At 70.2% G+C, this 25,715-nt stretch carries 24 protein-coding genes; 18 read left to right on the top strand and 6 right to left on the bottom strand.

Annotated elements, in window-relative coordinates; translation table 11 throughout:
- Positions 1-2 precede the first annotated feature (2 nt).
- The 6 genes from EVU97_RS06730 (at position 3) to EVU97_RS06705 (ending at position 5,790) form a co-directional block, all read left to right on the top strand.
- Positions 3-1,289: an AMP-binding protein gene (locus EVU97_RS06730; protein ID WP_129664524.1), complete on the top strand. Its 1,287-nt coding sequence runs from the start codon at positions 3-5 to the stop codon at positions 1,287-1,289.
- Positions 1,282-2,034 carry an SDR family NAD(P)-dependent oxidoreductase gene (locus EVU97_RS06725; RefSeq protein WP_047311889.1) on the top strand — a complete coding sequence of 251 codons (753 nt, stop codon included), beginning with the start codon at positions 1,282-1,284 and terminating at the stop codon, positions 2,032-2,034. The genes EVU97_RS06730 and EVU97_RS06725 overlap by 8 nt, the downstream gene beginning before the upstream one ends.
- Positions 2,035-2,349: 315 nt before the next feature.
- Positions 2,350-2,835, top strand: coding sequence for a hypothetical protein (locus EVU97_RS06720; RefSeq protein ID WP_129664523.1), 486 nt, complete (start codon positions 2,350-2,352; stop codon positions 2,833-2,835).
- Between the two features lie 69 nt (positions 2,836-2,904).
- Positions 2,905-3,807, top strand: coding sequence for a glycosyltransferase family 2 protein (locus EVU97_RS06715; RefSeq protein WP_129664522.1), 903 nt, complete (start codon positions 2,905-2,907; stop codon positions 3,805-3,807).
- 1 nt (position 3,808) lies between these two features.
- Complete coding sequence (locus EVU97_RS06710; RefSeq protein WP_129664521.1) at positions 3,809-4,813, top strand: hypothetical protein; 1,005 nt, start codon at positions 3,809-3,811, stop codon at positions 4,811-4,813.
- Positions 4,810-5,790, top strand: a complete 981-nt coding sequence (locus EVU97_RS06705) for a DNA-3-methyladenine glycosylase (protein WP_129664520.1) — start codon at positions 4,810-4,812, stop codon at positions 5,788-5,790. The genes EVU97_RS06710 and EVU97_RS06705 overlap by 4 nt, the downstream gene beginning before the upstream one ends.
- Before the next feature lie 61 nt (positions 5,791-5,851).
- On the opposite strand, the gene EVU97_RS06700 is transcribed toward EVU97_RS06705, so the two are convergent.
- Positions 5,852-6,694, bottom strand: a complete 843-nt coding sequence (locus EVU97_RS06700) for a 2-phospho-L-lactate transferase CofD family protein (RefSeq protein ID WP_165357904.1) — start codon at positions 6,692-6,694, stop codon at positions 5,852-5,854.
- A 338-nt stretch (positions 6,695-7,032) separates the two neighbouring features.
- Here EVU97_RS06700 and EVU97_RS06695 point away from each other — a divergent pair, with 338 nt between their 5' ends.
- From EVU97_RS06695 to EVU97_RS06685, 3 genes are read left to right on the top strand one after another with little or no spacing between them, the layout of a single operon-like run.
- Positions 7,033-7,293, top strand: a complete 261-nt coding sequence (locus EVU97_RS06695; RefSeq protein ID WP_182434746.1) for a WhiB family transcriptional regulator — start codon at positions 7,033-7,035, stop codon at positions 7,291-7,293.
- A 4-nt stretch (positions 7,294-7,297) separates the two neighbouring features.
- On the top strand, positions 7,298-10,570 hold the full coding sequence (locus EVU97_RS06690) for a glycosyltransferase (RefSeq protein ID WP_129664518.1): 3,273 nt from the start codon (positions 7,298-7,300) through the stop codon (positions 10,568-10,570).
- 13 nt (positions 10,571-10,583) lie between these two features.
- Complete coding sequence (locus EVU97_RS06685; protein WP_129664516.1) at positions 10,584-11,984, top strand: DUF5719 family protein; 1,401 nt, start codon at positions 10,584-10,586, stop codon at positions 11,982-11,984.
- Positions 11,985-12,036: 52 nt separating this feature from the next.
- On the opposite strand, the gene EVU97_RS06680 is transcribed toward EVU97_RS06685, so the two are convergent.
- Together EVU97_RS06680 and EVU97_RS06675 are read right to left on the bottom strand one after the other, a co-directional pair.
- Positions 12,037-12,855 carry an SDR family oxidoreductase gene (locus EVU97_RS06680; RefSeq protein ID WP_129664514.1) on the bottom strand — a complete coding sequence of 273 codons (819 nt, stop codon included), beginning with the start codon at positions 12,853-12,855 and terminating at the stop codon, positions 12,037-12,039.
- Positions 12,852-13,178, bottom strand: coding sequence for a metallopeptidase family protein (locus tag EVU97_RS06675; RefSeq protein ID WP_129664512.1), 327 nt, complete (start codon positions 13,176-13,178; stop codon positions 12,852-12,854). The genes EVU97_RS06680 and EVU97_RS06675 overlap by 4 nt, the downstream gene beginning before the upstream one ends.
- 235 nt (positions 13,179-13,413) lie before the next feature.
- On the opposite strand from EVU97_RS06675, the gene EVU97_RS06670 reads away from it, so the two are divergent.
- Genes EVU97_RS06670 through EVU97_RS06660 form a run of 3 tightly spaced genes read left to right on the top strand, consistent with a single transcriptional unit; the run spans position 13,414 to position 15,525 of the window.
- On the top strand, positions 13,414-13,851 hold the full coding sequence (locus tag EVU97_RS06670) for a DUF3499 domain-containing protein (RefSeq protein ID WP_047311897.1): 438 nt from the start codon (positions 13,414-13,416) through the stop codon (positions 13,849-13,851).
- Between the two features lie 10 nt (positions 13,852-13,861).
- The gene (locus tag EVU97_RS06665) at positions 13,862-15,310 is read left to right on the top strand and encodes a phosphomannomutase/phosphoglucomutase (RefSeq protein WP_205744869.1); all 1,449 of its coding nucleotides are present in this window, start codon (positions 13,862-13,864) and stop codon (positions 15,308-15,310) included.
- On the top strand, positions 15,307-15,525 hold the full coding sequence (locus tag EVU97_RS06660; RefSeq protein WP_047311899.1) for a Trm112 family protein: 219 nt from the start codon (positions 15,307-15,309) through the stop codon (positions 15,523-15,525). Before EVU97_RS06665 ends, EVU97_RS06660 begins: the two co-directional genes overlap by 4 nt.
- An 87-nt stretch (positions 15,526-15,612) precedes the next feature.
- On the opposite strand, the gene EVU97_RS06655 is transcribed toward EVU97_RS06660, so the two are convergent.
- Positions 15,613-16,812 (bottom strand): glutathionylspermidine synthase family protein, encoded by a 1,200-nt coding sequence (locus tag EVU97_RS06655; RefSeq protein ID WP_129664509.1) that lies wholly within the window; start codon positions 16,810-16,812, stop codon positions 15,613-15,615.
- The gene (locus EVU97_RS06650; RefSeq protein WP_052947033.1) at positions 16,809-17,225 is read right to left on the bottom strand and encodes a hypothetical protein; all 417 of its coding nucleotides are present in this window, start codon (positions 17,223-17,225) and stop codon (positions 16,809-16,811) included. The genes EVU97_RS06655 and EVU97_RS06650 overlap by 4 nt, the downstream gene beginning before the upstream one ends.
- A 105-nt stretch (positions 17,226-17,330) precedes the next feature.
- On the opposite strand from EVU97_RS06650, the gene EVU97_RS06645 reads away from it, so the two are divergent.
- Positions 17,331-18,503 carry an SIS domain-containing protein gene (locus tag EVU97_RS06645; RefSeq protein WP_129664507.1) on the top strand — a complete coding sequence of 391 codons (1,173 nt, stop codon included), beginning with the start codon at positions 17,331-17,333 and terminating at the stop codon, positions 18,501-18,503.
- 78 nt (positions 18,504-18,581) lie between these two features.
- The gene (gene deoC, locus EVU97_RS06640) at positions 18,582-19,283 is read left to right on the top strand and encodes a deoxyribose-phosphate aldolase (RefSeq protein WP_129664505.1); all 702 of its coding nucleotides are present in this window, start codon (positions 18,582-18,584) and stop codon (positions 19,281-19,283) included.
- Between the two features lie 101 nt (positions 19,284-19,384).
- Here deoC and EVU97_RS06635 read toward each other — a convergent pair whose 3' ends face one another.
- The gene (locus EVU97_RS06635; protein WP_129664503.1) at positions 19,385-20,977 is read right to left on the bottom strand and encodes a GAF domain-containing sensor histidine kinase; all 1,593 of its coding nucleotides are present in this window, start codon (positions 20,975-20,977) and stop codon (positions 19,385-19,387) included.
- A gap of 96 nt (positions 20,978-21,073) precedes the next feature.
- Between EVU97_RS06635 and EVU97_RS06630 the strand changes: the two genes are divergently transcribed.
- From EVU97_RS06630 to EVU97_RS06615, 4 genes are all read left to right on the top strand, one after another.
- Complete coding sequence (locus tag EVU97_RS06630) at positions 21,074-21,718, top strand: response regulator transcription factor (protein WP_047311904.1); 645 nt, start codon at positions 21,074-21,076, stop codon at positions 21,716-21,718.
- 95 nt (positions 21,719-21,813) lie between these two features.
- Positions 21,814-23,199 (top strand): mycothione reductase, encoded by a 1,386-nt coding sequence (mtr, locus tag EVU97_RS06625; protein ID WP_129664501.1) that lies wholly within the window; start codon positions 21,814-21,816, stop codon positions 23,197-23,199.
- Positions 23,200-23,941: 742 nt separating this feature from the next.
- The gene (locus tag EVU97_RS06620; RefSeq protein ID WP_165357903.1) at positions 23,942-24,571 is read left to right on the top strand and encodes a TetR/AcrR family transcriptional regulator; all 630 of its coding nucleotides are present in this window, start codon (positions 23,942-23,944) and stop codon (positions 24,569-24,571) included.
- A gap of 42 nt (positions 24,572-24,613) precedes the next feature.
- A complete protein-coding gene (locus tag EVU97_RS06615) occupies positions 24,614-25,654 on the top strand; it encodes a cation diffusion facilitator family transporter (RefSeq protein WP_129664497.1) in 1,041 nt (346 codons plus the stop codon).
- Positions 25,655-25,715 lie beyond the last annotated feature (61 nt).

Genomic DNA, 25,715 nt, shown 5'->3' with positions numbered 1-25,715 from the left:
TCTTGGCGTCACAGGCCAACGGCGCTCCAGCGGGCGCGAACAACCGTGTCGTCGTCGGAGACTTCGACGGCACGTGGGCCGAGCTCGCCGAGTCGAGCTTCGGTGCGAGCAACGACACGCTCTCGGCACCTCTCGCCGCAGCGTTCCTCGTGAGCGGCCACCGCGGCGCAGCGCAGGCCGCGTGGCTCGCCGCCACGGAGGCGAACCGCGAGACCCTCATCGCCACCGCGGCACGCATCGACGACGAGCAGGCCGAGGGCTTCCGCGAGTTCGGTCTGTCCCTCGTGCGCGACGGCGCGGGCGGCGTGGACGTCGCTCCCGCCACCAACGAGCGCGACGCCGAGGACGGTCGCGTCTGGCTGCTGACGTCCGGTTCGACCGGGCGCCCCAAGCAGGTGGCGCACACCCTTGCCTCCCTCACGACCGTCGCCGGCGACCAGCCCGCGCGCACCTGGCTGTGCCCCTACACGCCGGGCGCCTACGCGTGGTGGCAGGTCGTCACCCTCTCGATCGCGCTGCCGGGCCAGGACATCGTCTTCGTCGACCCCGCGCAGCTCGCCGAATGGCCGGACCAGGCGCTCGCCGCCGGCGTCACCGCCGCCTCGGGTACGCCGACGTTCTGGCGTCAGGCCCTGTGGCGCAGCGGCGACGTGCTCGCGCAGCTGAAACTCGAGCAGGTCACCCTCGGCGGCGAACCCGTCGACCAGGCCATCCTCGACCGCCTGCGTGAGGTGTTCCCGAACGCCCGCATCTCGTGGATCTACGCGAGCTCCGAAGCGGGCGCCGCCATCGCCGTCCACGACGGCCTGGCCGGCTTCCCCGAAGCCTGGCTCGAACGTGACGTGCCCGGTCGTCCGCGCCTGTCCGTGGAGGACGGTGAGTTGCTCATCGCCTCGCCCAAGGCCGCCGAGGGCATGGACGCCGTCATCCGCACCGGCGACAACGTCGATATCTCGGGCGGCCGCGTCGTCATCACCGGCCGGGCCGCGAGCGACGAGATCAACGTCGGCGGGTCCAAGGCCTCCGCCGGCAAGGTGCGCGCCGCGCTCCTGGCCCACCCCGACGTCGCCTGGGCCGCCGTCCGCGGCCGCAAGGCGCCCCTCGTCGGCAACGTCGTCGCAGCCGACGTCGTCCTGCGTGACGGCCTCGACAAGGCCTCCGACGACGCGCCCACCCAAGCCGATCTGCAGGCATGGTGCGGCGAACGACTCCCCGAATACGCGGTACCCCGCCGCATCCGATACCTCAGTGAAATCCCGATCAAGGAGAGCTTGAAGAGCGATGTCTGAAACCACCAAGACGCCGATCCCGGCCGCCACGTGCGTCCTCATCTCCGGCGGCTCGCGCGGCCTCGGCCTTGCCTTCGTCGAAGACGTGCTCGCCCAGGGCGCCAAGGTGGCCGCGTTCGCGCGCACCGTCACGCCTGAGCTGCAGAAGCTCATGGACGAGCAGCCCGAGCGCGTCTACGTCGGCTCCGTCGACATCACCGACCCCAAGGCCGTCACCACGTTCATCAAGGACGCCTCCAAGGTGCTCGGCCCCATCGACGCGCTCGTCAACAACGCCGCCATCGGGCAGGACTCGCTCCACCTCCACACGACGCCCGAGCGCATCGAAGACATCATCTCGACGAACCTCACCTCCACGCTGCTCGTGACGCGCGCCTTCATGCGCCACGCCATGGCCAAGGTCGGCAAGGGGCGCATCGTCAACGTCACCAGCGTCTGTGCCCAGCGCGGCTACGCCGGCCTCGTCGCCTACTCCGCCACCAAGGGCGGCCTCGACGCCGCCACCCGCTCCCTCGCCCGCGAAATGCACGGACGCTTCCTCGTCAACTCGATCGCGCCCGGCTTCTTCGCCTCCGAAATGAGCTCCGTGCTCGGCACCGAACAGCTCTCCACCATCACCCGACGCACGCCCACCGGCCAGCTCGTCGAACCGGAGAACATCACGCCCACCCTGCGCATGCTGCTCTTCGAAGACACCAACATCAACGGCATGGTGCTGACGATCGACGGTGGCGGGAGCATCTGAGTTCTCCCTTGCTGCGTCTTCCGGCGAAGGGCTCCGAGTCGCGAGCTCGCTCGCGACTCGGAGCCCTTCGCTCGGTGCGACACAGCTGCGGGGCGCTCGGCCTCTCATGACGCGCTCCACGGGCCTCGCACGCTCGGCCCGTGGAGCGCGTCATGCTCGGTCTCCCGCAGTCCGCTTCCAGCGTGGTCGCCTTGGTTCCTTCGGCGCGTCTTCTGGCGTGGTCGCGTTCCGGACGGGGGAGTCGTCCGACGGTGTGGCCGGCTCCAGCGCGCGGTGGCATGGAATGCTCTGTTGCCGGGAAAGAGGGTGGGTGACGTGGTGAACGCGGCTGAACTGCTAGCCGCCGCGGTGCGCGACGGGAGACTCGAGCGTTCTCGCGAGGTCACGCGTCAGGCGCGCCCCGACGCGGCGCGCAGTTATCTCTCCGACGGCACCGGGCTCGCGTGGCACGTTCCCTCCGCGCTGCGCAGCCACGGCACCTTCGTCCTCGACGCCGAAATCCCACGGCCCGTGCGTTCAACTCTCGTGCGGCGCTACGGCGTCGACGACCCCGACACCTTCGCCGAACGCTGGACCCGCGCAGAGGCTCTCGCCAAACTCGCCGACCTGCCCATCATCACCTGGCTCAGCCGCCACGGACTCACCGTGCCCGAACACGTCGGCGCACTGCGCGATGTCGGCGAGACCGACTGGAGCACTGAGCGGTTCGGCGACGTCATCGTGACCTTTGCCGTCACCGCACACGCTCAGCGGGCCGACACGAGCGAGGAGCGTTCTCCGGCTGTCGGTGGCACCGTCTAGCCTTGGACGCATTCCAAAAAATCGAGCAGTGCAGTCGAAGGCGCGGCAACGGACGACGAAGGAGAAGGCATGGCGCAGGAGCCGCAGACGGGTGCCACCCCGCCTCGCGTCGGCGTCGTCCTCATGACGATGGGTAACCGCCCCGACGATCTCGAACGGGCCATCTCGTCCCTTAACCAGCAGCGCGGAGTCGAACTCGACATCGTGCTGCTCGGCAACGGCTGGAACCCGGCCGAGAACCCGTGGCCGTTCCCGGCGAACGTGCGCACCATCCACTCGCCGGAGAACCTCGGCATCCCCGAAGGCCGAAACGTCGGTGCGCGGGCAGCCCGCGGCGACTACCTGTTCTTCTACGACGACGACGCCATCCTCCCCACTGACCACGTCCTCGCCGACATGGTGGCCGAGATGGAGAAGCGGGCCGACAACGCCGTCATCGGCCCGCTCGGGCAGGACCCCACCGGAAAGCCCACGCCACGCCGCTGGATTCCGCGCCTCAACGTCAAGAACAACGGAAAGCCCGGCCCGGCCACCTGGTTCCTCGAAGGCATCCACCTCTCGCGCCGCACCGCATTCGATCAGGTCGGCGGCTGGCCGGGGCACTTCTTCTACGGTCACGAAGGCATCGACCTCGCCTGGCGACTCATCGATGCGGGCTGGGTCATCCAGTACGTACCCAGCATCACTGTGAACCACCCGGCCACCTCTCCGGCACGGCACGCCGTCTATTACCGGATGAACGCGCGAAACCGCGTGTGGGTGGCCAAGCGCAACCTACCGGCGCCCCTCGTGCCGCTGTACATCGGTAACTGGGCGGCCATCACCCTGCTTCGCGTCAAGGACAAGGCCGCACTCAAGGTCTGGTTCGCCGGCCTTGCCGAGGGCCTGCGCACCGACGCGGGGGAGCGGCACGTCATGTCGTGGCGCACGGTCGCGAAGCTCACCCGCCTCGGCCGGCCCCCGGTGATCTGACATGAGCGAAACCCACAACGACCACGTCCACGCCGTCGTCACCGGGGCCAAGAGTCGCTCGCACGTGCTCTACATCGCCTCCTACCTTCGCCGCGTCCTGCAGGATCTTTCGGACGCCGGCCGCCTGCGCGTCTCGTTCGTCCCGGCAGCCGCGTTCCTCACCGCGCCCGCGGTCGGTGTCGAGCACGCGCGAGCTCTGCTGCCGGACGACCCACGCCTCTCGCTCGAGGAAGGCATGGCGGGATGGCGTTTCGCCGAGGGCGCGCGGGCCCTCTACGTCAGCGTGGGAACGCCCGGCCTGAAGGCTCTCGTCGCGCTTCGTCGCGCGAACGGCGTGCGCCCCATCCACGTCGTCGTCACCGACGAAGGCATCGGCACCTACGGTTCGTGGACGACTCGCCGTGACGCCATCCGCCGGCAGGGCGCCGCGCCTGTCACGGCCACGCTCAAGGCCTGTCTCATCGCCGCGACGGGCAAGGCGTTGACGTCCGAGCGGTGGCCCGCGTATCGGCGCACCTCCCACGGCTGGGAGGTCACCGAGGCCGTGCGTGCGGAGTTCCGCGCCCACACCGAAGGTGCCTCCCGATCGGTGCGTCGCAGCGCCGTCATCCTCACTCAGCCCTTCGTCGATCTGGGGCTCATCGGCGAGAAGCAGTACGTCGACTACGTCCGCGGCCTGGTCGCGAGTTGCGCGGACGCGGGACTCGAACCACTGGTGCGCGCGCACCCTGCTGAGGACGTGCGCCGCTACGACGAGTTCGAGGTCATGCGCTCGCGCGGCACCGCCGAGCTCGATCCGCTCGTCGTCGGCGCCGACGCCGTCCTCGGAGGCCCCAGCACAGCCCTCATCAACCTCAGTGCGATGTTCGGCGCCAACGTCGTCTGGGTGAGCGAACCCTCTCTCACCTTCCTCGACACCGATGTCTCCGAGGCTCAACGGCAGATCTTCGCGGCGTTCCTCGGCCGACCCGTCCGTCCGGTCGACGTGGTAGCGCGACTCGCGTGAGTACCCGGCCCGACCTCGTCGAACAGTGGGAGCCCGGACGCAGCGTTCCGGTGGCTTCGATCCTCGGCGCTCTTCGCCGGGGATCGGGCGATCCGACGATGGTCGTGCGTCCCAACGCCGTGTGGTGGGGCGTGCACACGCCGGCAGGACCGGCGGCCACCTGGTGGCAGGTCGAGCCCGCGGAGGGGGGCGAGCGCGTCATCCTGCGGGCATACGGAGCGGGCGCGGCGTGGTTCGCGGGCCGTTTGCCCACCATCCTCGGTGAGGCGGACAGCCTCGACGGCTTCGCTGCCCATCACGAGCCCGTGAAGGTCGCCCTTCGCGTGCGTCAGCTCGCCGATTGGCGCATCCCGCGCACGGGCCTCGTCATCACCTCGCTCGTCCCGAGCATCCTCGAGCAGAAGGTCACCGGTCGTCAGGCCTTCGCAGGCTTCCGCCACCTCGTGCGCATGTACGGCACCCCTGTCACGTTCGACCCGGAGGCGCTGCGGGCGGCGGGCCCTCAGACACCGGCCGTCGCTCGCCTCATGGCCGCACCCTCTGCTGCACAGTGGCGACGTATTCCGTCCTGGGAATGGCTGCAAGCCGGTGTCGAGCCGCCGCAGTCACGCACCGTCATGCGTGCCCTCGAGCACGCGGACCGTCTCGAGCAGACGAGCGAGCTGCCGATTGCGGAGGCCCACGCAAGGCTGCGCCTCGTGCCCGGAATCGGTGTCTGGACGGCGGCAAAAGTTGCACAGAGCGCGTGGGGCGACCCCGACGCCCCCACCTTCGCCGACTACCACGTGGCCAAGGAGATCGGGCACGCGCTGCTCGGGCGTGACATCGACGACGTGGGTATGGCCGGCCTTCTCGAGCCCTACCGCGGACACCGCTATCGAGCCGAGCGCCTCATCCTCGCCGCCGCTCCGCGGCGCGAACGTCATGGTGCCCGTATGACGTTGCCCTCACACCTGCCCCAGCGCGCGTGGCGCTGAGGCGCAGCGAGAGACCTGCACGGGTGTCCCCGGCGTCGGGTGGGAGCAGGTCGCCGATCGATCAGGCTCCGAGAACCGTGGTGCGTACCTCGCGCGCAGCTTCGACGTCGCCGACCAGCGCTCGCGCGAGCGGCGCACGCGTCACGGTGAGACGCCCGGGGTAGCTGCCCTGAGCCTCGTCCTCGTCGATGAGAAGCACGTCGGCGAAGTCCGCGTAGAGCTTGGCCACCTGCGCCGACGTCATCTCGAGGCCCGCCTGCGACCAGGCGCTGCGCTCGGCGTCACCGTCGCGGCTCGTCGGCAGGCCGACCGGACTCATGACGACGACGCGGGCCGCTGTGCCGCGCAGGGCGTCGCGCACGCCGGGCACCCCGAGCAGCCCCGGCCCGTCGAGCACGGGTGACATCGGGGTGAGTACGACGACGTCGCTGCTGCGCAGCGCGTCGAGCACGCCGGGGGAGGGTGTCGACTGTTCGAGCCCGGCGACTCCGAAGCCCTGCGGTTCGCCCCGGTCGGCATCCCCGAGCCACCGGGCGACGGGGCGGCTGCTGCGCTCTCCGGCCTCGTCTTCCTCGATGACGTGAAGTTCGACGGGCTCGTTCGTCGCGGGAATGACGCGAGCCTCCGCTGCGGGGCTCTGGAGCTGGGCACACGTGGCCGCGGTCTCACCTCGAGCGCGCCAGTAGTTGCGGGCGACGGCGAAGGCGACACTCTCGTCGTCGAGAATCGGCCACTCGCCGGGTGCCAGGCCCAGTTCTGCGAGCGTCGAGGAGACGGTCGACGTGGAGGGGCGCGCGGGTGAGGGCGTGAAAGCGCGCAGTGCGGCGTCCGTGTCCGGGGTGAAGCGCAGACCCGCAACACTGAGGTCCCCCGAGGTATTTGTGATGCAGATCACATCACCCATCGGCGTGTCGATGGTCGACCCCGGCGCGAACAGCCCATGTAGTGCTGCAGCTGACTGGGGACCACTAGATAGGAGCGTGAGTTGCATATTGTCAGTGTGACAGGCGAGGTGGTGGAGGCGCCATTCACCCCCGGGGAGGGGGTTGCGAGCATTCCCGTTCGGCTTGACTCACTCGAATGACATCGATGTAATTGCCATGTCGCGCTTCGCCGTCCCCCTTGTTGTCGTCCCGCTCCGGTGGGGTTGTCACCGCCGGGTGGTATTGGGCCGAAGTTCGCCGAAGTACACCGACGCCTGACCATGGCACCGACGACGAAAGGACGGACATGCAGGAATTCATGCAGTTGATCAGCCTGCACGACGCCCTGGACGACACGGAGGAAATGTCGTGGCAGGAGCGCGCACTGTGCGCGCAGACCGACCCCGAAGCGTTCTTCCCCGAGAAGGGCGGCTCCACCCGCGAGGCCAAGCGTGTCTGCGTCGGGTGTGAGGTTCGCTCCGAGTGCCTCGAGTACGCGCTGGAGAACGACGAGCGCTTCGGCATCTGGGGTGGCCTTTCCGAGCGTGAGCGCCGCAAGCTGAAGAAGCGCGCGGTCTGATCAGGTGACGGCGAGCGCTCGACTCGGCGTCCACGAGCCCCGCGAGGGAACACCCGAGCATCCTTTCGTCACCGCCGTCCTCGTGGCGCGGGACGGACACCTACCGTGGCTTCGCGCCACGGTCGATGCATTTCTCGACCAGTCGCGACAGGCGGACCGCCTCGTCGTCGTCGACGGCACTCCCGATCAGGACATGCGCGAGGTTCTCGCGCGTGAGTTCCCGGAACTACGTGAGGTCGACCTCACCGTCGTCAAGGCGAACCACGAGGAAGCCTTCGCCGGTCTCGTCGACCGGGCCGTGCAGGCCATTCCCGCGCGTGGCAGCGACCACGTCGTCGCGCTGCGCGATCGCCGCCGCGCCCGCCGACGCCCCACCCACCCGAGCGACCGCTACCACTGGTTGTGGCTGCTCCACGAGGACTCCGCGCCGACGCCCGACTCCCTGAAGGCGCTCATGCGCTCGGTGGGTCGAAGCGAGCGCATCGGTATCGCGGGCTGCAAGATCAACGAGCTCGACCGTCCATCCCGTCTGATCAACATCGGTATCGACGTCACGCGCAGCGGGCGTCACGTCGCCCGCACCGTCGAGGGCGAACTCGACCAGGGCCAGCACGACGGGCGCCGTGACGTGCTCGCCGTGTCGAGTGCCGGCATGCTCGTGCGCCAGGACGTCTACCTCGACCTGGGCGGCTTCGATCCCGCGTTCGACGGCGACGGTGACGGTCTCGATCTGTGCTGGCGAGCCCACCTCGCCGACCACGCGGTCGTCGTCGTGCCCGAGGCCACCGCACACCAGGACATCGACTCCGCGCACCTGCTGCGCGTCACGGAGGGCCGCGGGACGCGTATGACGCGTCGCCAGCGCCGCAGCATGACGCGCCGCTCGGGTGACCCCGATCGTCCGGCCGCGCACTCGGGCAGCACACTGCGCCGCCATCGTCAGGTCGCCCTCGCGCGGACCTCCACGCTCCGTTTCCCCTTCGCGCTCGCGTGGGCAACGATCTCGTCTGCGCTGCTGGGTGTCGTGCTGCTCCTGCTCAAGCGCCCGCGCTCGGCCGCGTCGGAGTTCGGTCAGGCCAGTGCAGGTCTCGGACTCGGCCGCATCATGGGCGCGCGACGCCGCTTCCGTGGACGTGCCGGCGTGAGCAACGCCCAACTCTCGTCCCTCTTCGTCCCGGCCGAAGCGGGGCGTGCCGCGGCCTGGGACGCCGTGGTCGCCGCGCTGACACCTGGTGGCTCGAAGCCGGTGCACCAGCCGATCTCCACCGAGACGGGCCCGCAGTCCGAAGAGGCCGAGGAAATGCGGACCCGCGGCGGCGTGCTCAAGCGCATCGTGCGCCACCCCGGTCTCTGGGCCGTACTCGTGCTGTTCGGCATGAGCCTGTTCATCTTCCGTGACGCCTTGAGTGACGGCGCTCTTCGCGGCGGTCACGGCCTCGCGGGTGGCGAACTCCTGCCGTACTTCACCTCGCCCGGCGGTGTCTGGCACGCCTGGCGCGACGCCTGGCAGGGCCCCGGTTTCGGGCACGCCGCCTCGTCGGTGCCCTATCTGCCGTTCATCGCCATCGGTTCCTGGTTCGTCTCGCTCCTGCCGGGTGTGGCCGATTCCACCGCGACCGCGACAGCCATCACATGGCTCTTCCTGGCCGCTCCGGCACTCGCAGGGTGGTCGGCCTACCTCGCGGGGCGCGCGGCGACGAAGCTCGCGTGGCCACGAGCTCTGGCAGCCCTCGCGTGGGGCTCTCTCGCCCCGCTCACGGCGGCGCTGCTCGGCGGGCGCCTCGGCCCCGTCATCGCGCACATCGTGCTCCCGCTGGCCCTGGCGGGCATTCTGCGGCTCGGCCGCTCCGGCGCCACCGTCGCCGGCACGGCAGCCACTGCGCTCGCCGTCACGGTGCTCGGGGCCTACACACCGATCCTCCTTCCCGTCCTGGCGATTGCCCTGCTCGTCGTCGCGGTGCTGGGGTCGAGCGCCGCGAAGATCCGCGCGCTCGCCGTGGTCGTGCTCGTACCGTTGTTGCTCGGGCACTGGAGCGTCGAGGCCTTCTCCGACCCGAGCAAGCTCGTCGGCGGCCCCGGGGTCCTGACGGACGGTGACGGCGGCGCGCCGCTGTCCGCGCTCCTGTTCCACCCGGGCGGCCCGGGCTCGACGCCGTTGCTCCTGGCGGTGCCTGTCCTCTTCTTCGGCCTGTGGGGCGCGCTGCGCGGCCGGGGTCACGAACTCGCGCGCTGGGCACTCGTGGTCCTCGCGCTCGTCGCTCTCGCTGCCGCGCTGCTCGCGCCGCGTCACTCCCTTGGCGCGCCCACCGGACTGCACGTGTGGACGGGTGTCCCGGAGCAGGTCGCGGCGCTGTCGATGCTCGCGCTCGCGCTCATCGGCGCAGATCGTGTCCACGGTTCTTCCGAACCCGGAACCCGTTCGGCTACCTCGCGCCTCGGGCGCCTCAGCGTCGTCACGATCGCGCTCGTCATGGGTGGGGTCATCGGTCTGACGGCGTGGAACGCCTCGGCCGGCAAGAACGGCGTCCAAGCCGTGCGCAACCCGGCTCCTGCCATCACCGTGCACGAGGCTGAGTCGGCGCGAGCCGGCATGCTGCTCGACCTCCAGCCACGTTCGGGGGCCGTGACGTTCACCGTTCGCAGCCGCGAGGCCGGCCTGCCCTCGGTCGACCCGACCCAGCCGGCGATGCAGACGCCGACGTCCGTGACCAAGGCCATTGCCGCGCTCGTCGACTCGGGCGCCGGTGAGCGGGCCCAGGCCGCCCAGACCCTGCGAGACGCCGGAATCGCCTTCGTCGCGGCCGACCGTCGCGCGCAGGAGTCCGACACGCTGCTCGCTGCCCTCGACTCCGCTGACGGACTCGTGCCGATGGCGACGGACTCGACGGCGTCCCTGTACCGCATCGACGGTGCCGGGGGCGGGCGTGCCGCACGGGTCGTCGTGCGTGACGGCGACGAGCGTCACATCGTCCCCGTGCGCGGCCCGCACGCGCGGGTCTCGACGACGTTGCCGAGCGGTGACGCGCAGCGCAGGCTCGTCGTGAGCGCCGGCAACGACTTCGCTCGTGAGGCCGAGGTGACCCTCGACGGACGCGCGCTCGAGCCGGTGGCCGGCACCCAGATGCCCACTTACAGCGTCGGCGCGGACGGCGGCAAACTCGTCATCGAACCCGGCACGGCGTGGCCGGCCTGGCGCGCGGCCCAGCTCGTGCTGCTCGGGCTCGTCGTGTTCCTGGCCGTTCCGTTCGGGTCCGCGCGCGGACGCGGGCGTCAGTGAGGCAGGGGAGGACATGAGCGCACAAGGAATCGCGCGCGGGGTCGTGCTCGCCGCCGCAGCAGCGGGCATGGTGTGGACGGCTCACGCGGCTCCGGTTCGCACGAGCACGGGCGAGCGCCTCGCAACGACGACGAGTGCCGTCGAAGCGACCTCGCTCGTCTGCCCCGGGGGCGCCGGATCGAACGGCTCGACCGAGGTCAACGCGACCTCGTCGCCTGAGTCCCTCACGCCGTTCGCGCGGGAGGGCGGCGGAGCGAGTGCACGCCTCGAGTCGTCTTCCGACCCGAAGGCGATGTCGCTCGAGCGAGGCGGCGCGACCGTCACCGAGATGAAGGGTGGGCCCCTCGTCGTCGAGGCAACCGGCGGCATGGCTCCTGGTTTTGCCGCAGCGCAGATCAGCGGCGGCGACGGGAAGTCGCCACTCGTCGCACGCACCTGTGCAGCTTCCCTCAACGAGGCGTGGATTCCGGTGGGGCAGAAGGGTTCCTCACGCCTGTCGACCCTCGTGCTCGTCAACAGCGGTTCGCACGGTGCCACGGTCGACATCGACGTCAGTTCACGCGACGGCGACGTGGCCGGTGCCGCCATCGCCGACAAGGCTGTCCCCGCGCACTCGCGCGTCGAGGTCAACCTGCCGACCGAGGCCAAGAACCACGACGGTGTCGTCGTGCACGTGCGTAGCGAGAGCGGTGCCGTACAGGCCAGCGTGCGGGACAGCGCGAGCTCGGGTTCGGCCAAGGGTGAGGAACTGACGGCCCAGTACGCCGTGCCCGGTACGACTCAGATCGTCCCTGCGGCGCCCGTGACGGACGGCAAGACCAGCGTTCGTCTGGCGGCACCGGCCGGGCGCGGCGCCGTCGTCAAGCTGTCGGCTCTGTCGACCCAGGGCGAAGCGTCGAAGGACCGTGTCGTCTCCGTGCCGCGCGGCCGGACCCTCGACGTGTCGCTGGACGGTTTGAAGGGGTCGACCGTCGCGGTGCGAGCCACGAGTGAGGCTGAGATCGTCGCCGCAGCCACCGCTCCTGCGGCCTCGGGCTCCTCGGCGGACTTCGCGTGGGCCCAAGCCGCGCCGGACATCGGACCGGCGGCCGGCACGTCTCTACGTGGCGCGGGGACCGGGGGAGATCTCGTGCTCACAGCCAACGCTCCGCAGGTGCGGGCGACCGTCGTCGTGACGACGAAGGACGGCAAGAGCACAACCCAGCACGTCGACGTGCGCGACAACGCGGCTCGACGTATCTCCGTCCCGAAGGACGCGAGCGTGTGGGTGACCGCGCCGACGAAGCAGGGCAAATCCCACCTTCACGCGGGAATCGTGCTCCGCACCGGCTCCAAGTCCTCGGATCGCATCACGACGCTCACCCTCACGGCTGCGCCGTGGATGCGCGAGCAAACCGCACTCGTCGCCCGCTGATCCGCTCATCCCACCCGGACGATCGCGGGTCGGACACCCGGGGGCTCGTGCGTCAGCGAGCTGCGAGCCACTGAGCGTAGGTACGTCCACCGCGCTGGACCTCTTCGCCCGGCAGATTCGTGCCACGGGCGAAGGAGCGCAGAACACCTCCGAGCGTTGGCACACGCACGGACCGAACGGGTCGGCGGCTCTCGAGGTGAGCTGTCAGTGTGGAGAGTTCACCGAGCGAGAAGGTCTCCGGTCCGGCCAACTCGAGCGGCGTCGCAAGACTCGTGCGAATGAGGGCGACGTCCACGAGCTTGCGCGCCACCCATTCGGGGTCCACCGGGCTGACCCGGACGCGGGATTCGGCTCCCGTGAGCCGTGCCGCGGCGCCGCTCACCACCTCGTGGGCGAGGGTGTGGAACTGGGTCGCTCGCACGATCGACGCGCGCCCCGACCAGGACTCGGCGAGGTTCTCGGTGTCTGCCTTCGTGCGGTAGTAGGCCAGCGGGTTGTTCCAGCACCCCACGATCGAGGGCAGGACGAGGTGGGCGCCGGGTGCCCAGGCGTCGAGAGAACGCAGGAGGTTGCGTGTTCCGTCGCGGTCGACTCGGGCATTCGACGGGTCCGTGGCGCAGTGGATGACCGCCCCCACGCCCGGAAGTGCCTCGTCGAGGCCCGCCCCTGTCAGGATGTCGCCGACCACGCTGGTCACGTCGGTGATCGGGGTGCGGTGGACGAGCGCTCGCACCGGGATGGACGAGGCGCGTAGTTCCTCCACCACGGCGCGGCCGAGAACACCCGAAGCACCCGTCACGAGAACCGACGCGCGTCCGACGCCGAGCACGTCGGGAGGCAGGATCGGGGCAGCGGTGGGGGTCGTCGTCACAGGTCGTCCTCGTCGTCCAGGGGGCGGCCCAGCAGGCCCGCGAGTTGGGTGCGCACGACGTGTTCGATGAGGGCCTCACGCTCGACCCGGTCGTGTGCGCGTGTCTGAATGGGAAGGCGGTAGAGGACCATCCGCGCCCGATGGCGACCGTCGGCGGGGAAGGCGCGCCCGAGGGGCACCGAGTCCTCCCACGAGCTCGGGTCGGACGGCGGAACCTCTTCGACGCCGATCTCGATGTCGGCGACGCTGACCGACCAGCGCGATTCGCACACCTCGACAGCACGCAGGACGGCGTCGTCGAACGCGGCCGAACGCGATCTCATGGACGGAGTCGCGGGCCAGGCCAGAGGCCCCCGGTAGCGGCGCTCGTGTCGGTCGCGACGGGGCGCGCCCGGGGCGGAGGAAGCGTCGAGGCCGGACTGTCGGCCTGGGCGCGCTGCTTTGTTCCTCACCGCGTCAGCGTATCGAAGGGCACCTGATCGCGGGCGGGGCCCGACCGGGCGTGTCCCGGTCGCGGCAGACGGGGGCAGCCACCCCACTGGCGTAACCTTGTGCAACGTGACGTTGACCAGACAGTGCTCGCGATCCGCCTGCTCGAAGCCCGCCGTGGCGACGCTCACCTATGTCTACGCGGATTCGACGGTCGTCCTCGGCCCCCTGGCCACCTACGCCGAGCCGCACACGTACGACCTGTGCGCCGATCACGCTCAGCGTCTCACCGCGCCGCGAGGTTGGGACATCGTGCGCCTGGCCGTCGACATGACCCCGCCGGAGCCCACACCGGACGACCTCGTGGCGCTCGCCGAGGCCGTGCGCCGCGCCGCGGCTCGCCCACCGGCCGAGCCCGAACCGGAGCCGGTGCGCAAGCCCGCCCGTGCCGCCCGGGCCGAGGACCCTGCCTTCCTCTCGACGGCCTCACGCCGTCGTCACCTGCGCGCGCTGCCCGATGCCACGGACGACGACGCGTCCACGGAAGCGGGCGACGACGGCCGGTAGGATCGTCGGCGTGAACGCCCCCGTACTCAACGACTTCATCAAGGCCTACGACGTTCGCGGCCTCGTGCCCGAGCAGCTCTCGCCGGCCGTCGCGCGCGAACTCGGCGCCGCCTTCGCGCAGATCGTGGCCCGCCCCGAAGGAGCCGAGGGCGTCGTCGTCGGCCACGACATGCGCCCGAGCTCGCCGGAGCTGTCTCGAGCCTTCGCCGAGGGCGCCACCTCGTACGGCATCGACGTCACTCTCATCGGCCTGTGCTCGACCGACGGCCTGTACTACGCCTCCGGTGCTCTCGGCATCCCCGGCGCGATGTTCACCGCGAGCCACAACCCCGCGCAGTACAACGGCATCAAGCTGTGCCGCGCCGGCGCGCGCCCCGTCTCGCTTGAGACCGGCCTCGCCGAGATGCGTGACCTCGCCCAGTGGGCACTCGATCGTGGCACGGCGGTTCCCTTCGACGGCGAACCCGGCACGATCGACGAGCGCGACATGCTCGGCGACTACGCCGCCTTCCTGCGTTCCCTCGTCGACCTGTCCGGCGGACGCCCGCTCAAGGTCGTCGTCGACGCCGGAAACGGCATGGGCGGCCACACCGTGCCCGCGGTCCTCGGCACGGATGCGGGGCTCGACGAGCTTCCGCTCGAGATCGTCCCGCTCTACTTCGAACTCGACGGCACGTTCCCCAATCACGAGGCCAACCCGCTCGAGCCCGCCAACCTCGTCGACCTGCAGAAGGCCGTCGTCGCGCACGGCGCCGACATCGGTCTGGCTTTCGACGGTGACGCCGACCGATGCTTCGTCATCGACGAGAACGGTGACGCGGTGACGCCGTCGGCCGTCACGGCGCTTGTTGCCCAGCGTGAGATCGCGAAGGAGGTCGCCAAGGGCACCCGCGCTTCGGACGTCTCGGTCGTCGCGAACCTCATCAGCTCGCGCGCCGTCACCGAGGTCATCACCGAGAGCGGGGCGAAGCCGGTGCGCACGCGCGTCGGCCACTCCTTCATCAAGGCGCAGATGGCCGAGCACGACGCCGTCTTCGGCGGGGAGCACAGCGCGCACTACTACTTCCGCGACTTCTGGTTCGCCGACACGGGCATGCTCGCGGCGATGCACGTGCTCGCCGCGCTCGGTGAGCAGGAGGGGACGCTCTCGCAGCTCGTCGCCGAGTACGCCCGCTACGAGGCCTCCGGCGAGATCAACTCGACCGTGAGTGACGCCATCGCCGCCACTGGCCGCGTTCGCGAGTGGGTGGCCTCCCACGGCGAGTACACCGAGGACGGCATGGACGGCGTCACCTTCGTCCACGAAGGCGGTGACAGCGATCCGATGTGGTGGCTCAACCTGCGCGCCTCGAACACAGAACCTCTGCTGCGCCTCAACGTCGAGGCAGCCGACCGTGCAACGATGGAGCGCGTGCGCGATGCCGCGCTCGCCGCCGTCCGAGAAGGAGAAGCACAGTGAACCGAGGCGTCACGATCGAACCGTGGCTGCGTGAGATCCTGCGCTGCCCGGTCACGCACAGTGAGCTCGTCGACGGCGTCGACGACGGTGGCGAGCCCGTGCTCGTCGCCACCGAAGCCGATGCCGAGCGCGGTGGCCGGTTGCAATACCCGATCCGCGACGGCATCCCCGTGTTCCTCGTCGACGAGGCCACAGTTCTGCCCACCGAGGCTTGACCGGCCCACCTGGTACCTACGGCGAGACCGCTACCCGAATCGGGAAGCGGTCTCGCCGCGTGCTGTGCATGGTGTCGGGCGCGTGGCTCAGAGGCGGACGTCGTCCTCGGCGAGCCAGCGCTGCACGGTCGACTCCGCGGGTGCCGGAGCCTCGATGACGTGCGGGACGAAGCGCGCACCGCCGTCCGTGATCGGGCCGTCGGTCTCGCGGATGCCCATGCCGGCCGCGTGACCGTCGACCACCCAGGCTCCGATGACGGGCCGGTTGCCGTCGAAGTCGGGCAGCGGCCACCACTGCTGGTAGCAGAACGACTCGTCGTGTTCCTGGCCGCCGTGCGTCCAGTCGCGACCCTCCGCGTGGACGCGGATCGAGGCGCCCTCACGGCCGAAGAACGGCTTCGCGACGTACTCGCGCAGGTCGCGCGGGGAGTCGAGGTAGGCCGGAAGCAGGTTGGGGTGGCCCGGGTAGAGGTGCCACAGCGCCGCGAGCAGCGCCTTCGTCGAGAGGGCCGAACGCCACAGCGGCTCGATCCAGCGCACGCCGGAAGTCTCGATGTGGGCGCCGAAAGGCTCGACGAGCAGGTCCTCCCACGGGTACAGCGCGTAGCAGACGTCGATCGGGCGCGACTGACCGTCGACGAAGCGGCGCGAGTCGACGTCGAGGCCGACGTCGGACAGGTCGAACAGGCTCGTCGTCGCGCCGGCCTGATCTGCGGTGTCCGCCAGGTAGGCGAGCGTGGAAGCCTCTTCGACGAGGTGGAGCAGCCCCGCGAAGTGAAGGTCGTCCTGCCCAGCGGCGACGCGCTTCTTCCACGCACCGACGAGCCTTTCGTGGATCGAGTTCCACTGGTCTAGTTCGGGGAAGTTCGCCTCGTGCCAGGACCACTGGGACACGGCCGACTCGACGAGCATCGTCGGGGTGTCGCCGTTGATCTCGAGCATCTTGGGGGTGCCGTCGCCGGCGAGGCACAGGTCGAAACGGGCGTGTGAGCCCGGATCACCCTCCTCGAGACTCGCCAGGAGCCGCCGGGTCGAGCCCTCGGGCAGGCACAGACGCCGGTCGTCGTACGTCGTGAGCATCCACGTCGCGGCGCTCAGGCACATGCCCCACAGTTCGTCCGTGGCCGCCTCGAGCCGGTCGATCTCGGCGGGGGAGAAGGAGTAGTAGGCGCTGTCCGTCCAGTACGGCACGTCGTGGCCGTCGACGGTCTCGGACGCCCAGAGCATGCCCTCGGAATCGAGGATGTCGCGGAAGTTCGGGCGCGGCTCGCAGGCCAGGCGCCTCATCCGCCTCCGCCGCCGCCCTTGCCGAAGCCGCCACGCACGACGCTGCCCTTCGACGAGCCGTCGGCGCCCTTGATCTGAGTGCCCTCGCGGACGGAGGACTTCGTCACCTTGCCGCCCTGGGCGTCGAACCCACCGGCGGCGTAGGTGGCGTTCTTCGGAATCGACGTGGCGTAGCTGTCGAGCTTTCCGCCCACCGGGGCGACGCGCTGGCCCGAGCGGTAGAAGACCCATGCGGCGCCGGCGTGATGTCCGGAGCGGCACTCGCTGTCCGGCAGCCGTTCACCCGTGGCCTTGTCGCGGCACACCCCGGCGTAGTCGGCGCCCTTGGACGACGAACATCCGGTGAGGAAACCGGCGGCGAGAACGGTGGTCGTGCCGAGGGCGAGCCCACCCTTGCGCCTGGTCGTCGGCATCCGAATCCTCTCCTTCGAGTAGGACGTCAATGTATCGCGCGATCTAGGCTGTGACGCGCGGATCCCCTCGGGCATTCCGTCCCCCCGAGCGACAGAAGGTGTGACATGCCCTACCTCGACGAGAGTTGGCTGGACGACGCCCGTCACCTCGAACGCTGCGACTCGCGCGACTCCCTGCGGGCGCTGGCCACAGCCGGCGCCCAGGTGCGCGAAGCGATGACGCTGGCCCGTGAGGCGGGCGTGGAGCGCACGGCCGACGGTGAGCGGCCCCGCGCCGTCCTCGTGGGCGCGCTCGGTGGCAGCGCCGTCGTCGCCGACGTCCTCGAGACGTTCGCCCAGCCTGGGGCGCCCGTTCCCGTCATCACCCGACGCGACGTGCCGCTGCCGGGATGGGTCGGCCCCCTCGACCTCGTCGTCGCGGTGAGCCTTTCCGGGCGGGCCGCCGGGCCGCTCGCGCTCGCCTCGGAAGCCGCACGCCGTGGAGCGTCCCTGCTCACCGTCGGGGCAGCGGACTCACCCCTGGCGGATGTGTGTGCGCGGGCCCGCGGTACGCACATCCCGGTCGGGCGCGGGCGCACGTCGAGCCGGACGGCGATGTGGTCGCTGCTCACCCCGGTGCTCATGGCGGCGGGGCACCTCGGCCTCGTCGACGTCACGGACAGCCACCTCGAGCAGGCGATCACCCACCTCGACCGTGAGGCTGAGGTGTGCCGCCCCAGCTCCGAGCACTTCGTCAACCCCGCGAAGCTCGCGGCGCTGCAGCTCGCCGGTACCGTGCCCATGGCGCTCGCGGACGGACCCGTCGCCGCTGTTGCGGCCCGCCGCGCCGCGTCGATGTTCGCCCGCACCGCTCGGGTGCCGATGACCTGGGGTGAACTGCCGGATGCGGCCGCGTCTGTCGTTGCGACGCTCGACGGCCCCTTCACGGCCGGTGGCGGTAGTGGCGCGGCCTCGGCCCCTGACGACATTTTCGCCGACCCCTTCCTCGACGCGCCCCGACAGCCCGGGCTCGGGCTGCTCAGCCTCCACAGCGACCCCGAAGGTGCCGTTTCGGACTTGGCCGGCGTTGCTGCGGGCGTTCAGGACAGCGCGTTCGCGGCCGGCGCCACCGTCGTCGAGGTGCACCCCGGCGATGGCCCGCCCATCGCGCGACTGGCCGAACTCGTCCAGAGGGTCGACTTCACCGCCACCTACCTCGCGCTCGGCCAAGGTCTCGACCCGAATGTGTCGCGGCACGTGACGCAGCTGCGCGACCATCTCGGCGACCGTCGGGCATGACGCCCGCGGTCGGCGCGGGGCGGCGGGCGTGTCGTCTGCGTGAGGAAGGGAACGTCTTCGCTGGTTAGGCTTGGGCGCATGACGAACTTCTCCCGGGCCCAGGTCGCGGCCATGGTCGACCACACCCTGCTCAAGCCAGAAGCGACGGCTGACGACGTCGCGGCGGTGGCCCGCGAGGCCGAGGAGCTGGGCGCCTACTCGATCTGTGTGTCGCCGAACATGCTGCCCGTCGAGACGAGCGTCAAGGTTGCCACCGTCTGCGGCTTCCCGAGCGGCAAGCACACGAGCACGGTCAAGGCCGCCGAGGCCGCCGAGTCGGTCGAGCGCGGCGCTGACGAGGTCGACATGGTCATCGACGTGGGCGCGGCCAAGATGGGCGACTTCGAGGCGGTCAAGCTCGACATCCGCACGGTGCGCGACGCCATCCCGAACGCCGTTCTCAAGGTCATCATCGAGTCCGCTGCCCTCACCGACGACGAGATCCGCGGCGTGTGCGAGGCGGCCGTCGACGCGGGCGCCGACTTCGTCAAGACCTCCACGGGCTTCCACCCGAGCGGTGGCGCCAGCGCCCACGCCGTGCGCCTCATCCGTGAGTGCGTCGGCCCGAACCTGGGCGTCAAGGCCAGCGGCGGCATCCGTGACGCCGCTGCGGCCCGCGAGATGATCGAGGCCGGCGCGTCGCGACTCGGGCTGTCCGGCACGCGCGCCGTGCTCGACGGTCTCGAGGGCGGCTCCGGCGACGCGTCGGCGGCTTCCGCCGAGGGCGCGGCGGGCTACTGATTTCGTATCTGAACGCAACGAAGGGCACCGGCTGAGTCGGTGCCCTTCGTCGTCGGTACGTCGTTGTCCCGGGGTGGACGTGGGGCGGACGCGGGCCGTGTTCAGGCCTCGGTCGGCCGGCGACGCGGCACCCGCCACTCGACGGCCGTGCCGCCGCGCGGCCTCACCCGCACCGTGCACGAGCCGCCCCACCGCTCGGCGCGCGCGACGAGGTGGTCGAGCCCCGAGCGGCGCTCGACGTGCTCGGGCAGCCCGACGCCGTCGTCCGTCACCTTGAGGCGCACGTCCTCGCCGACGTCGAGCGCCACCCGTACCGCCGACGCTCCGGCGTGCCGGGCGGCGTTGCTCAGTGCCTCGCGCACCACGGCGAGAATGTCCATGACGAGGGCGTCGTCGAGCGTCCAGTAGTCGCCGCCCACGGCTACTGAGGGCATGAACCCGAGCGCGTCGCTGCCCTGCTGAGCCAGCTGGTCGATGCTGCGGGCCAGCGCGAGCGCGACGCCTCCCTGCTTGAGGTCGAAGATCGCGCGACGCACGTCCGTCACCGTCTCGTCGAGGTCGGTGACCACGGCGTCGAGCTTCTCGGAGGCCACGGTGTCGCCGACGAGCGGCATGACGCTCTGCACCCGCATGCCGGCGGCGAAGAGGCGTTGGATGACGTGGTCGTGCAGATCCTGGGCGATCCTGTCGCGGTCCTCGAGGATGGCCACGCGCTCGGACTCCGCGTGCTGGTGGGCGAGGAGCGTCGCGACGGACAGGCGGTCGGAGAGCATCTGGCCGACCGCCTCGAGCGGTTCCGGCGCGATCGAGAGAAGCGCCCGGTCCCACGCGATGAGCAGCAGACTGGGGGAGGCCTCCTCGGCAGTCACCGGCACGAGCAGCGCCGAGCGCTTGGCGTCGTCGACGAGCGCGGCTGCCTTGGCGCCGGAGAGGAAACGGGCATCCGGGCGCAGCGCCAAGTCGTCGGCCAGGTCTTGGCCGAGGCGCTCCGTCATGCGATGCACGGGAACGTACTCGACGTGGTCGGCGGTGAGAATGGAATCGAAGCGCTCGACGACAGCCGGCCACGCCTGCTTTGGCGGCAGCTTCGCAAGCAGGGCGAGGGCCTCGGCCGCGGCCCTCTGCCAGCGTTCACGGGCCTCTGCCTCGGCGAGCGTGCGAGCGTGCGCGATCGCGGAGGCGGCCGCCGCGGCGAGGGCCTCGAGCACTCGCTCGTCGCGGTTGCTGAACTGGTTCGCCGAGCGCTTGTTCGTCAGGTAGATGTTGCCGTAGACCTGCCCACGGATGACGACGGGGCAGCCGAGAAAGGAACTCATCGGCGGGTGGTTGGGCGGAAACCCGACGCTCTCGGGGTGACGGCTGATGTCGGCCACCCGAAGGGTGTGCGGCTCGTGGATGATCGCGCCGAGGACGCCCTTGCCGTGTGGCCCGTCGCCGATCAGCGCGGCCGTTTCGGCGTCGATGCCGTGGAGAACGAGGTCCTCGAAACCGCCGTCGGCGTCGAGGATGCCGAGCGCGCCGTACTCGGCGTCGGTGAGGTCGACCGCCGTTTCGACGAAACGGTGGAGCAACGGTCGCAACGCGAGGTCCTTGCTCAGGTCGATGACGGCGGTGAGCAGCGCGTCGTCGGGGGAGGGGCTGCGATCGTCGTCGCGCGGGCTGCGGGGCGAGGCGGGCTGCGATGCAGTGACCATGCACGCGAGTCTAGGGGCGCCAGGTATGACGAGCGGCTCCCCGCAGACTTCGCCGCACACGTACCCTCCGGGGCGACGGGCGTCCACAATGGGGGCATGGCTGTTCGTGTCTATCTGCTCGACGATCACGAGATCGTGCGCCGAGGGCTCGCCGAGCTCCTTTCCACCTCCGGGCGTTGTGAGGTCGTCGGTGAGAGTGGGAGCGCCGCCGAGGCGATCCGTCGTATCCCCGCTGCGCGCCCGGACGTCGCGATCCTCGACGGCCGTCTGCCCGACGGCACGGGCATGGAGGTGTGCCGCGCGGTACGCAGCGTGGACGAGAACATCCGCTGCCTCATCCTCACGTCCTACGACGACGACGAGGCCCTCCTCGCGGCGATCCTCGCGGGTGCGAGCGGCTATGTCCTCAAGCAGGTGCGCGGCGCCGACCTCGTCGAGACGATCGAACGCGTCGCCGCAGGTGAGTCGCTGCTCAAGGGGGAGGACGCCGACCGCATTCGCGCGCGCCTGACCGGCGAGGACGTCATGCTGCGCCCCGAGCTGGCCGCGCTCACCGACCAGGAGAAGCGTGTGCTCGACCTCATCACGCAGGGCTTCACGAACCGTCAGATCGCCGGGCGCCTGCACCTGGCGGAGAAGACGGTGAAGAACTACATCACGAGCCTCCTGTCCAAGTTGGGGCTCGAATCGCGCACCCAGGCCGCGGTGCTCATGGAGCGCCTGCGCCACCCGCACGACTGACCTGCGCGCGAGCCGGTGTGACGCCGGTCTCGCCAGTAACGACGCGGATTTTCGCGTGCTGCGGCCGATTGGCGTCGGGGTCTAAGGTTGACCTCATGGCCCACTACGACCTCGTCATCATCGGTACCGGTTCCGGTAACCCCCTCGTCACGCCTGACTTCGCGGACAAGAAGGTTGCCATCATCGAGAAGGGCGTCTTCGGGGGTACGTGCCTCAACGTCGGGTGCATCCCGACGAAGATGTTCGTCCAGGCCGCCGAGGTGGCCCGCAGCGCACGCGAGTCCTCGCGCCTCGGTGTCGACGCGTCCGTGCAGCACGTGCGCTGGAGCGACATCCGTGAGCGCGTGTTCGGGCGCATCGACCCGATCGCGCTCGGCGGACGCGAGTACCGCGAGCGCGGCTCCGAGGACGGCAACACCACCGTCTATTCAGGCCACGCACGCTTCACGGGCGACCACAGCCTGCGCGTCGACGGCTACGACGAGGAGGTCACCGGCGACCAGATCGTCATCGCCACAGGTGCCCGCCCGGTCATCCCCGCGGTCATCACCGATTCGGGCGTGCCGTACGAGACGAGCGACACCGTCATGCGGATCGCCGACCTGCCCTCGTCGTTGGTCATCGTCGGTGGCGGTTTCATCGCGCTCGAGTTCGCCCACGTCTTCAGCTCACTCGGTGTCGACGTGACGATGGTGCTGCGCGGCGAGCGCGTTCTGCGTCACGCGGACGACGACGTGAGCCAGACCCTGACGAACGCCGTCGAGAACCAGTGGACGCTCGTGCGCAACGCCGAGCTGACGTCGGCCGACCACGGAGCCGACGGCATCGAACTCGCGCTCTCGGACGGCCGCACCGTGAACGGCGATCTGCTTCTCGTCGCCACCGGCCGCCGACCGAACACCGACGACCTCGGCCTGGAGAACACCGGCGTCGAGGTGCGCCCCGACGGTCGCGTCCTCGTCGACGAGTACGGCCGCACCGGCGTGGACGGCGTGTGGTCGCTCGGTGACGCGAGCTCGCCGTTCCAGCTCAAGCACGTCGCCAACGCCGAGGAACGCTGCGTCGCGCACAACCTCGTCCACCCGAACGACCTCCGTCCGTTCCCGCACGACGTGGTGCCGAGCGCGGTCTTCACCCACCCGCAGGTCGCCACGGTCGGCATGAGTGAGGCGCAGGCGCGCGCCGCAGGCCACGACGTCACCGTCAAGGTGCAGGCCTACGGCGCGACGGCCTACGGCTGGGCGCTCGAGGACACCTCCAGCATCTGCAAGGTCATCGCCGACAAGGAGACGCGCAAGCTGCTCGGTGTCCACTTCGTCGGCCCCGACGCCTCGACGCTCATCCAGCCGGCGATCCAGGCGATGTCGTTCGGTCTGGCTGCCGACGAGATGGCGCGCGGCCAGTACTGGATTCACCCGGCCCTCACCGAGGTGCTGGAGAACGCCCTCCTGGGCTTGGAGTTCCCGCCCCACGACGCCTGATCCCGCGCACCGTCACGACGAGCGCTGCGAGGACGCCCGCGCAGCACAGAGCGGTTGTGGCCCACCACAGATCCGGCAACCAGATCACGAGTTGCCGACGATCGTGTCCGAGCGCGCGGGGTGCGTACCAGGCGGCGCTCGCCAGCAGCACGGAGGCGAGGGACAAACCCCAAGCCCAGGCGCGATTATGCCGACGTTCCCGCCCGCCGAGCCGCGTCAGTCGAGCCCACGTGGCTGCACCGAGGACGAGAAGGACCGCCAGCGCGCTCAGTGCCCACGGCGATCACCAGAGCAACGGGTCGGGCCCGCTCCGGTAGGCGTCGCGGCCGGCGAGCGTCCGGGCCACGTCGTAGCCGAGACCTGCCTGGCCGGGGCGAGCGCTTCGGAATAGCCACGTCCGAGGACGATGACCGCACGGTGCTGTTCCGGCAGCATGACGACGTGGGCGAACGTACCGGGCGTCGCTCCGGTGTGTTCGACGACCCGCGGGCCGTCGCCGTCGAGCAAGCCCGCGCGCCAACCGAATTCGTATGCCAGAGGTTCGCCTGTGGGGCTCGAGCCCTGCGCGCCAGTCGCCGTAGTTTCGCAGGCACCGCGGCGTCCGAACGCGGGGCAGCCGGCAGAGCAGATGCCGCACCGGAGCAGGCCCACGGTGAGTGCGAGGAGGAGGAAGGGGAGTGCCAGCAATCGCCATTTAAATATGCGCATATTTTTATTGTGCACGGGTCGCTACGCTGAGTCCATGCCGAGAACCGCCGACCACGACGCTCGTCGCACGCAGATCATCGATGCGGTGCGTGGCCTCGTCGCCAGTGACGGGCCCGAGGCCGCGACGATGAGCCGCATCGCGGCGAGTGCGGGTGTCTCGGTGGGCTTGGTGCAGCACTACTACGCCTCGAAGAACGTCCTGCTCGCCGACGCCTACGACCGAACCCTGCAGGTACAGCAAGGGCGGATCGAGACGCTCGTGGCGAGCGAGGAACAGGCGCGGGGGCGGATCGAACACATGGTGCTCGGCGCCCTGACACAGTTCCTGCCGCTCGACCCCGGTCGCCGAGACGAGACGATCCTCTTCGACTACTTCAGTTCCGTGGCGCTTCGACAGCCGAGCCTGCGCGAGGCGTGGCGACGCACGGACGACGTCCTGCTCGCAAGGCTGCGCGAGGCCGTCGTCAACGCCGAGGAGTGCGGGGAGGCGCGCGAGGGCGTCGACCCGGACGACGAAGCGCGGCGCCTACTCGCGGTGACCCGAGGTCTCGCTCGAACGCTCCTTCTGCGTGACGACGCCGACGAGGTCGCCCGGGCGCGTCGAGTTCTGGCCCAGGAATGCGCTTCGACCTTCCCGAACCCTTGTCGGCAATACGGGAGCTGACGTTAGTGGGTGGCTTGTGGAAGCGGACCGTAGGCTGCACGTATGAGTGACTCTTCGGGCGGCAACAAGGCGATCTTCGCGGCCCTGGCGGCCAACCTCGGCATCGCCGTAACGAAATTCATCGCCTGGATGCTCACCGGCATGAGTTCGATACTGGCCGAGGCCATCCACTCGGTGGCCGACTCGGGCAACCAGATCCTGCTGCTCGTCGGCGGCAAGCGGGCCCGCAAGGATGCCGACGAGTTCCACCCCTTCGGTTACGCGCGGGAGCGCTACGTCGCGGGCTTCGTCGTCAGCATCGTCATCTTCAGCGTCGGCGGCATGTTCTCGCTCTACGAGGCGTACGAGAAGTACCACGAGATGTCTCTGCCGGACGCGCCGCACCCGGGCACCCACGAGAAGTGGTGGTGGGTTCCCATCGTCGTGCTCGTCGCCTCGATCCTCATGGAGGGTCGCTCGCTCATGACAGCGGTGAGCGAGGCCAAGAAGGAGAAGGGCGATCAGTCCTGGGGCTCGTTCCTGCGCAACGCCAAGAGCCCCGAACTCCCGGTGCTCTTGTGCGAGGACTCGGCTGCCGTGGCCGGTTTGACGTTCGCGCTCTTCGGCGTCAGCCTGGCGGTGTTCACCGAGAACGGCATCTGGGACGCCGTGGGCGCCGGGCTCATCGGTCTGCTCCTCATCGCCGTCGCGGCGTTCCTCTTTCGCGAGACGCGTTCCCTGCTCCTCGGTGAGGCAGCCCGCCCGGAGACGGTGCGCGAGATCCGTAGTGCCATCGAATCCGCCGACGGAATCGAGCGTGTCATTCACCTCAAGACCTCCCACCTCGGCCCGAACGAGCTTATGGTGGCGGCCAAGATCGCCATCGACCCGCAGGCGCGCGGTGCGGAGATCGTGCGCTCCATCGACGCGGCGCAGCAGGCCGCCCGGCGCGTCGATCCCGACCTGCAGATGCTCGTCTACCTCGAGCCCGACGTCGATACCGGCGGGGACGCGAGCGGCGGCATCGGGCACGTCACGTCAGCCCAGCGCGAGAACGCTCCGGGGGAGTGGCACGTCGGCCCTTCGCGACCCGACGACCGATAGGTCTGCTCAGCGCATTCGCAGGGACGCATCGACGTTCTCTAAGGTTGGCTCCATGAATCGA

The organism is Dermacoccus sp. 147Ba (genome assembly GCF_004151355.1).
GTDB classification, from domain to species: domain Bacteria; phylum Actinomycetota; class Actinomycetes; order Actinomycetales; family Dermatophilaceae; genus Dermacoccus; species Dermacoccus abyssi.
The sequence above is the reverse complement of the archived record's forward strand: the minus strand, read 5'-3'. Positions and strand labels throughout refer to the sequence as shown.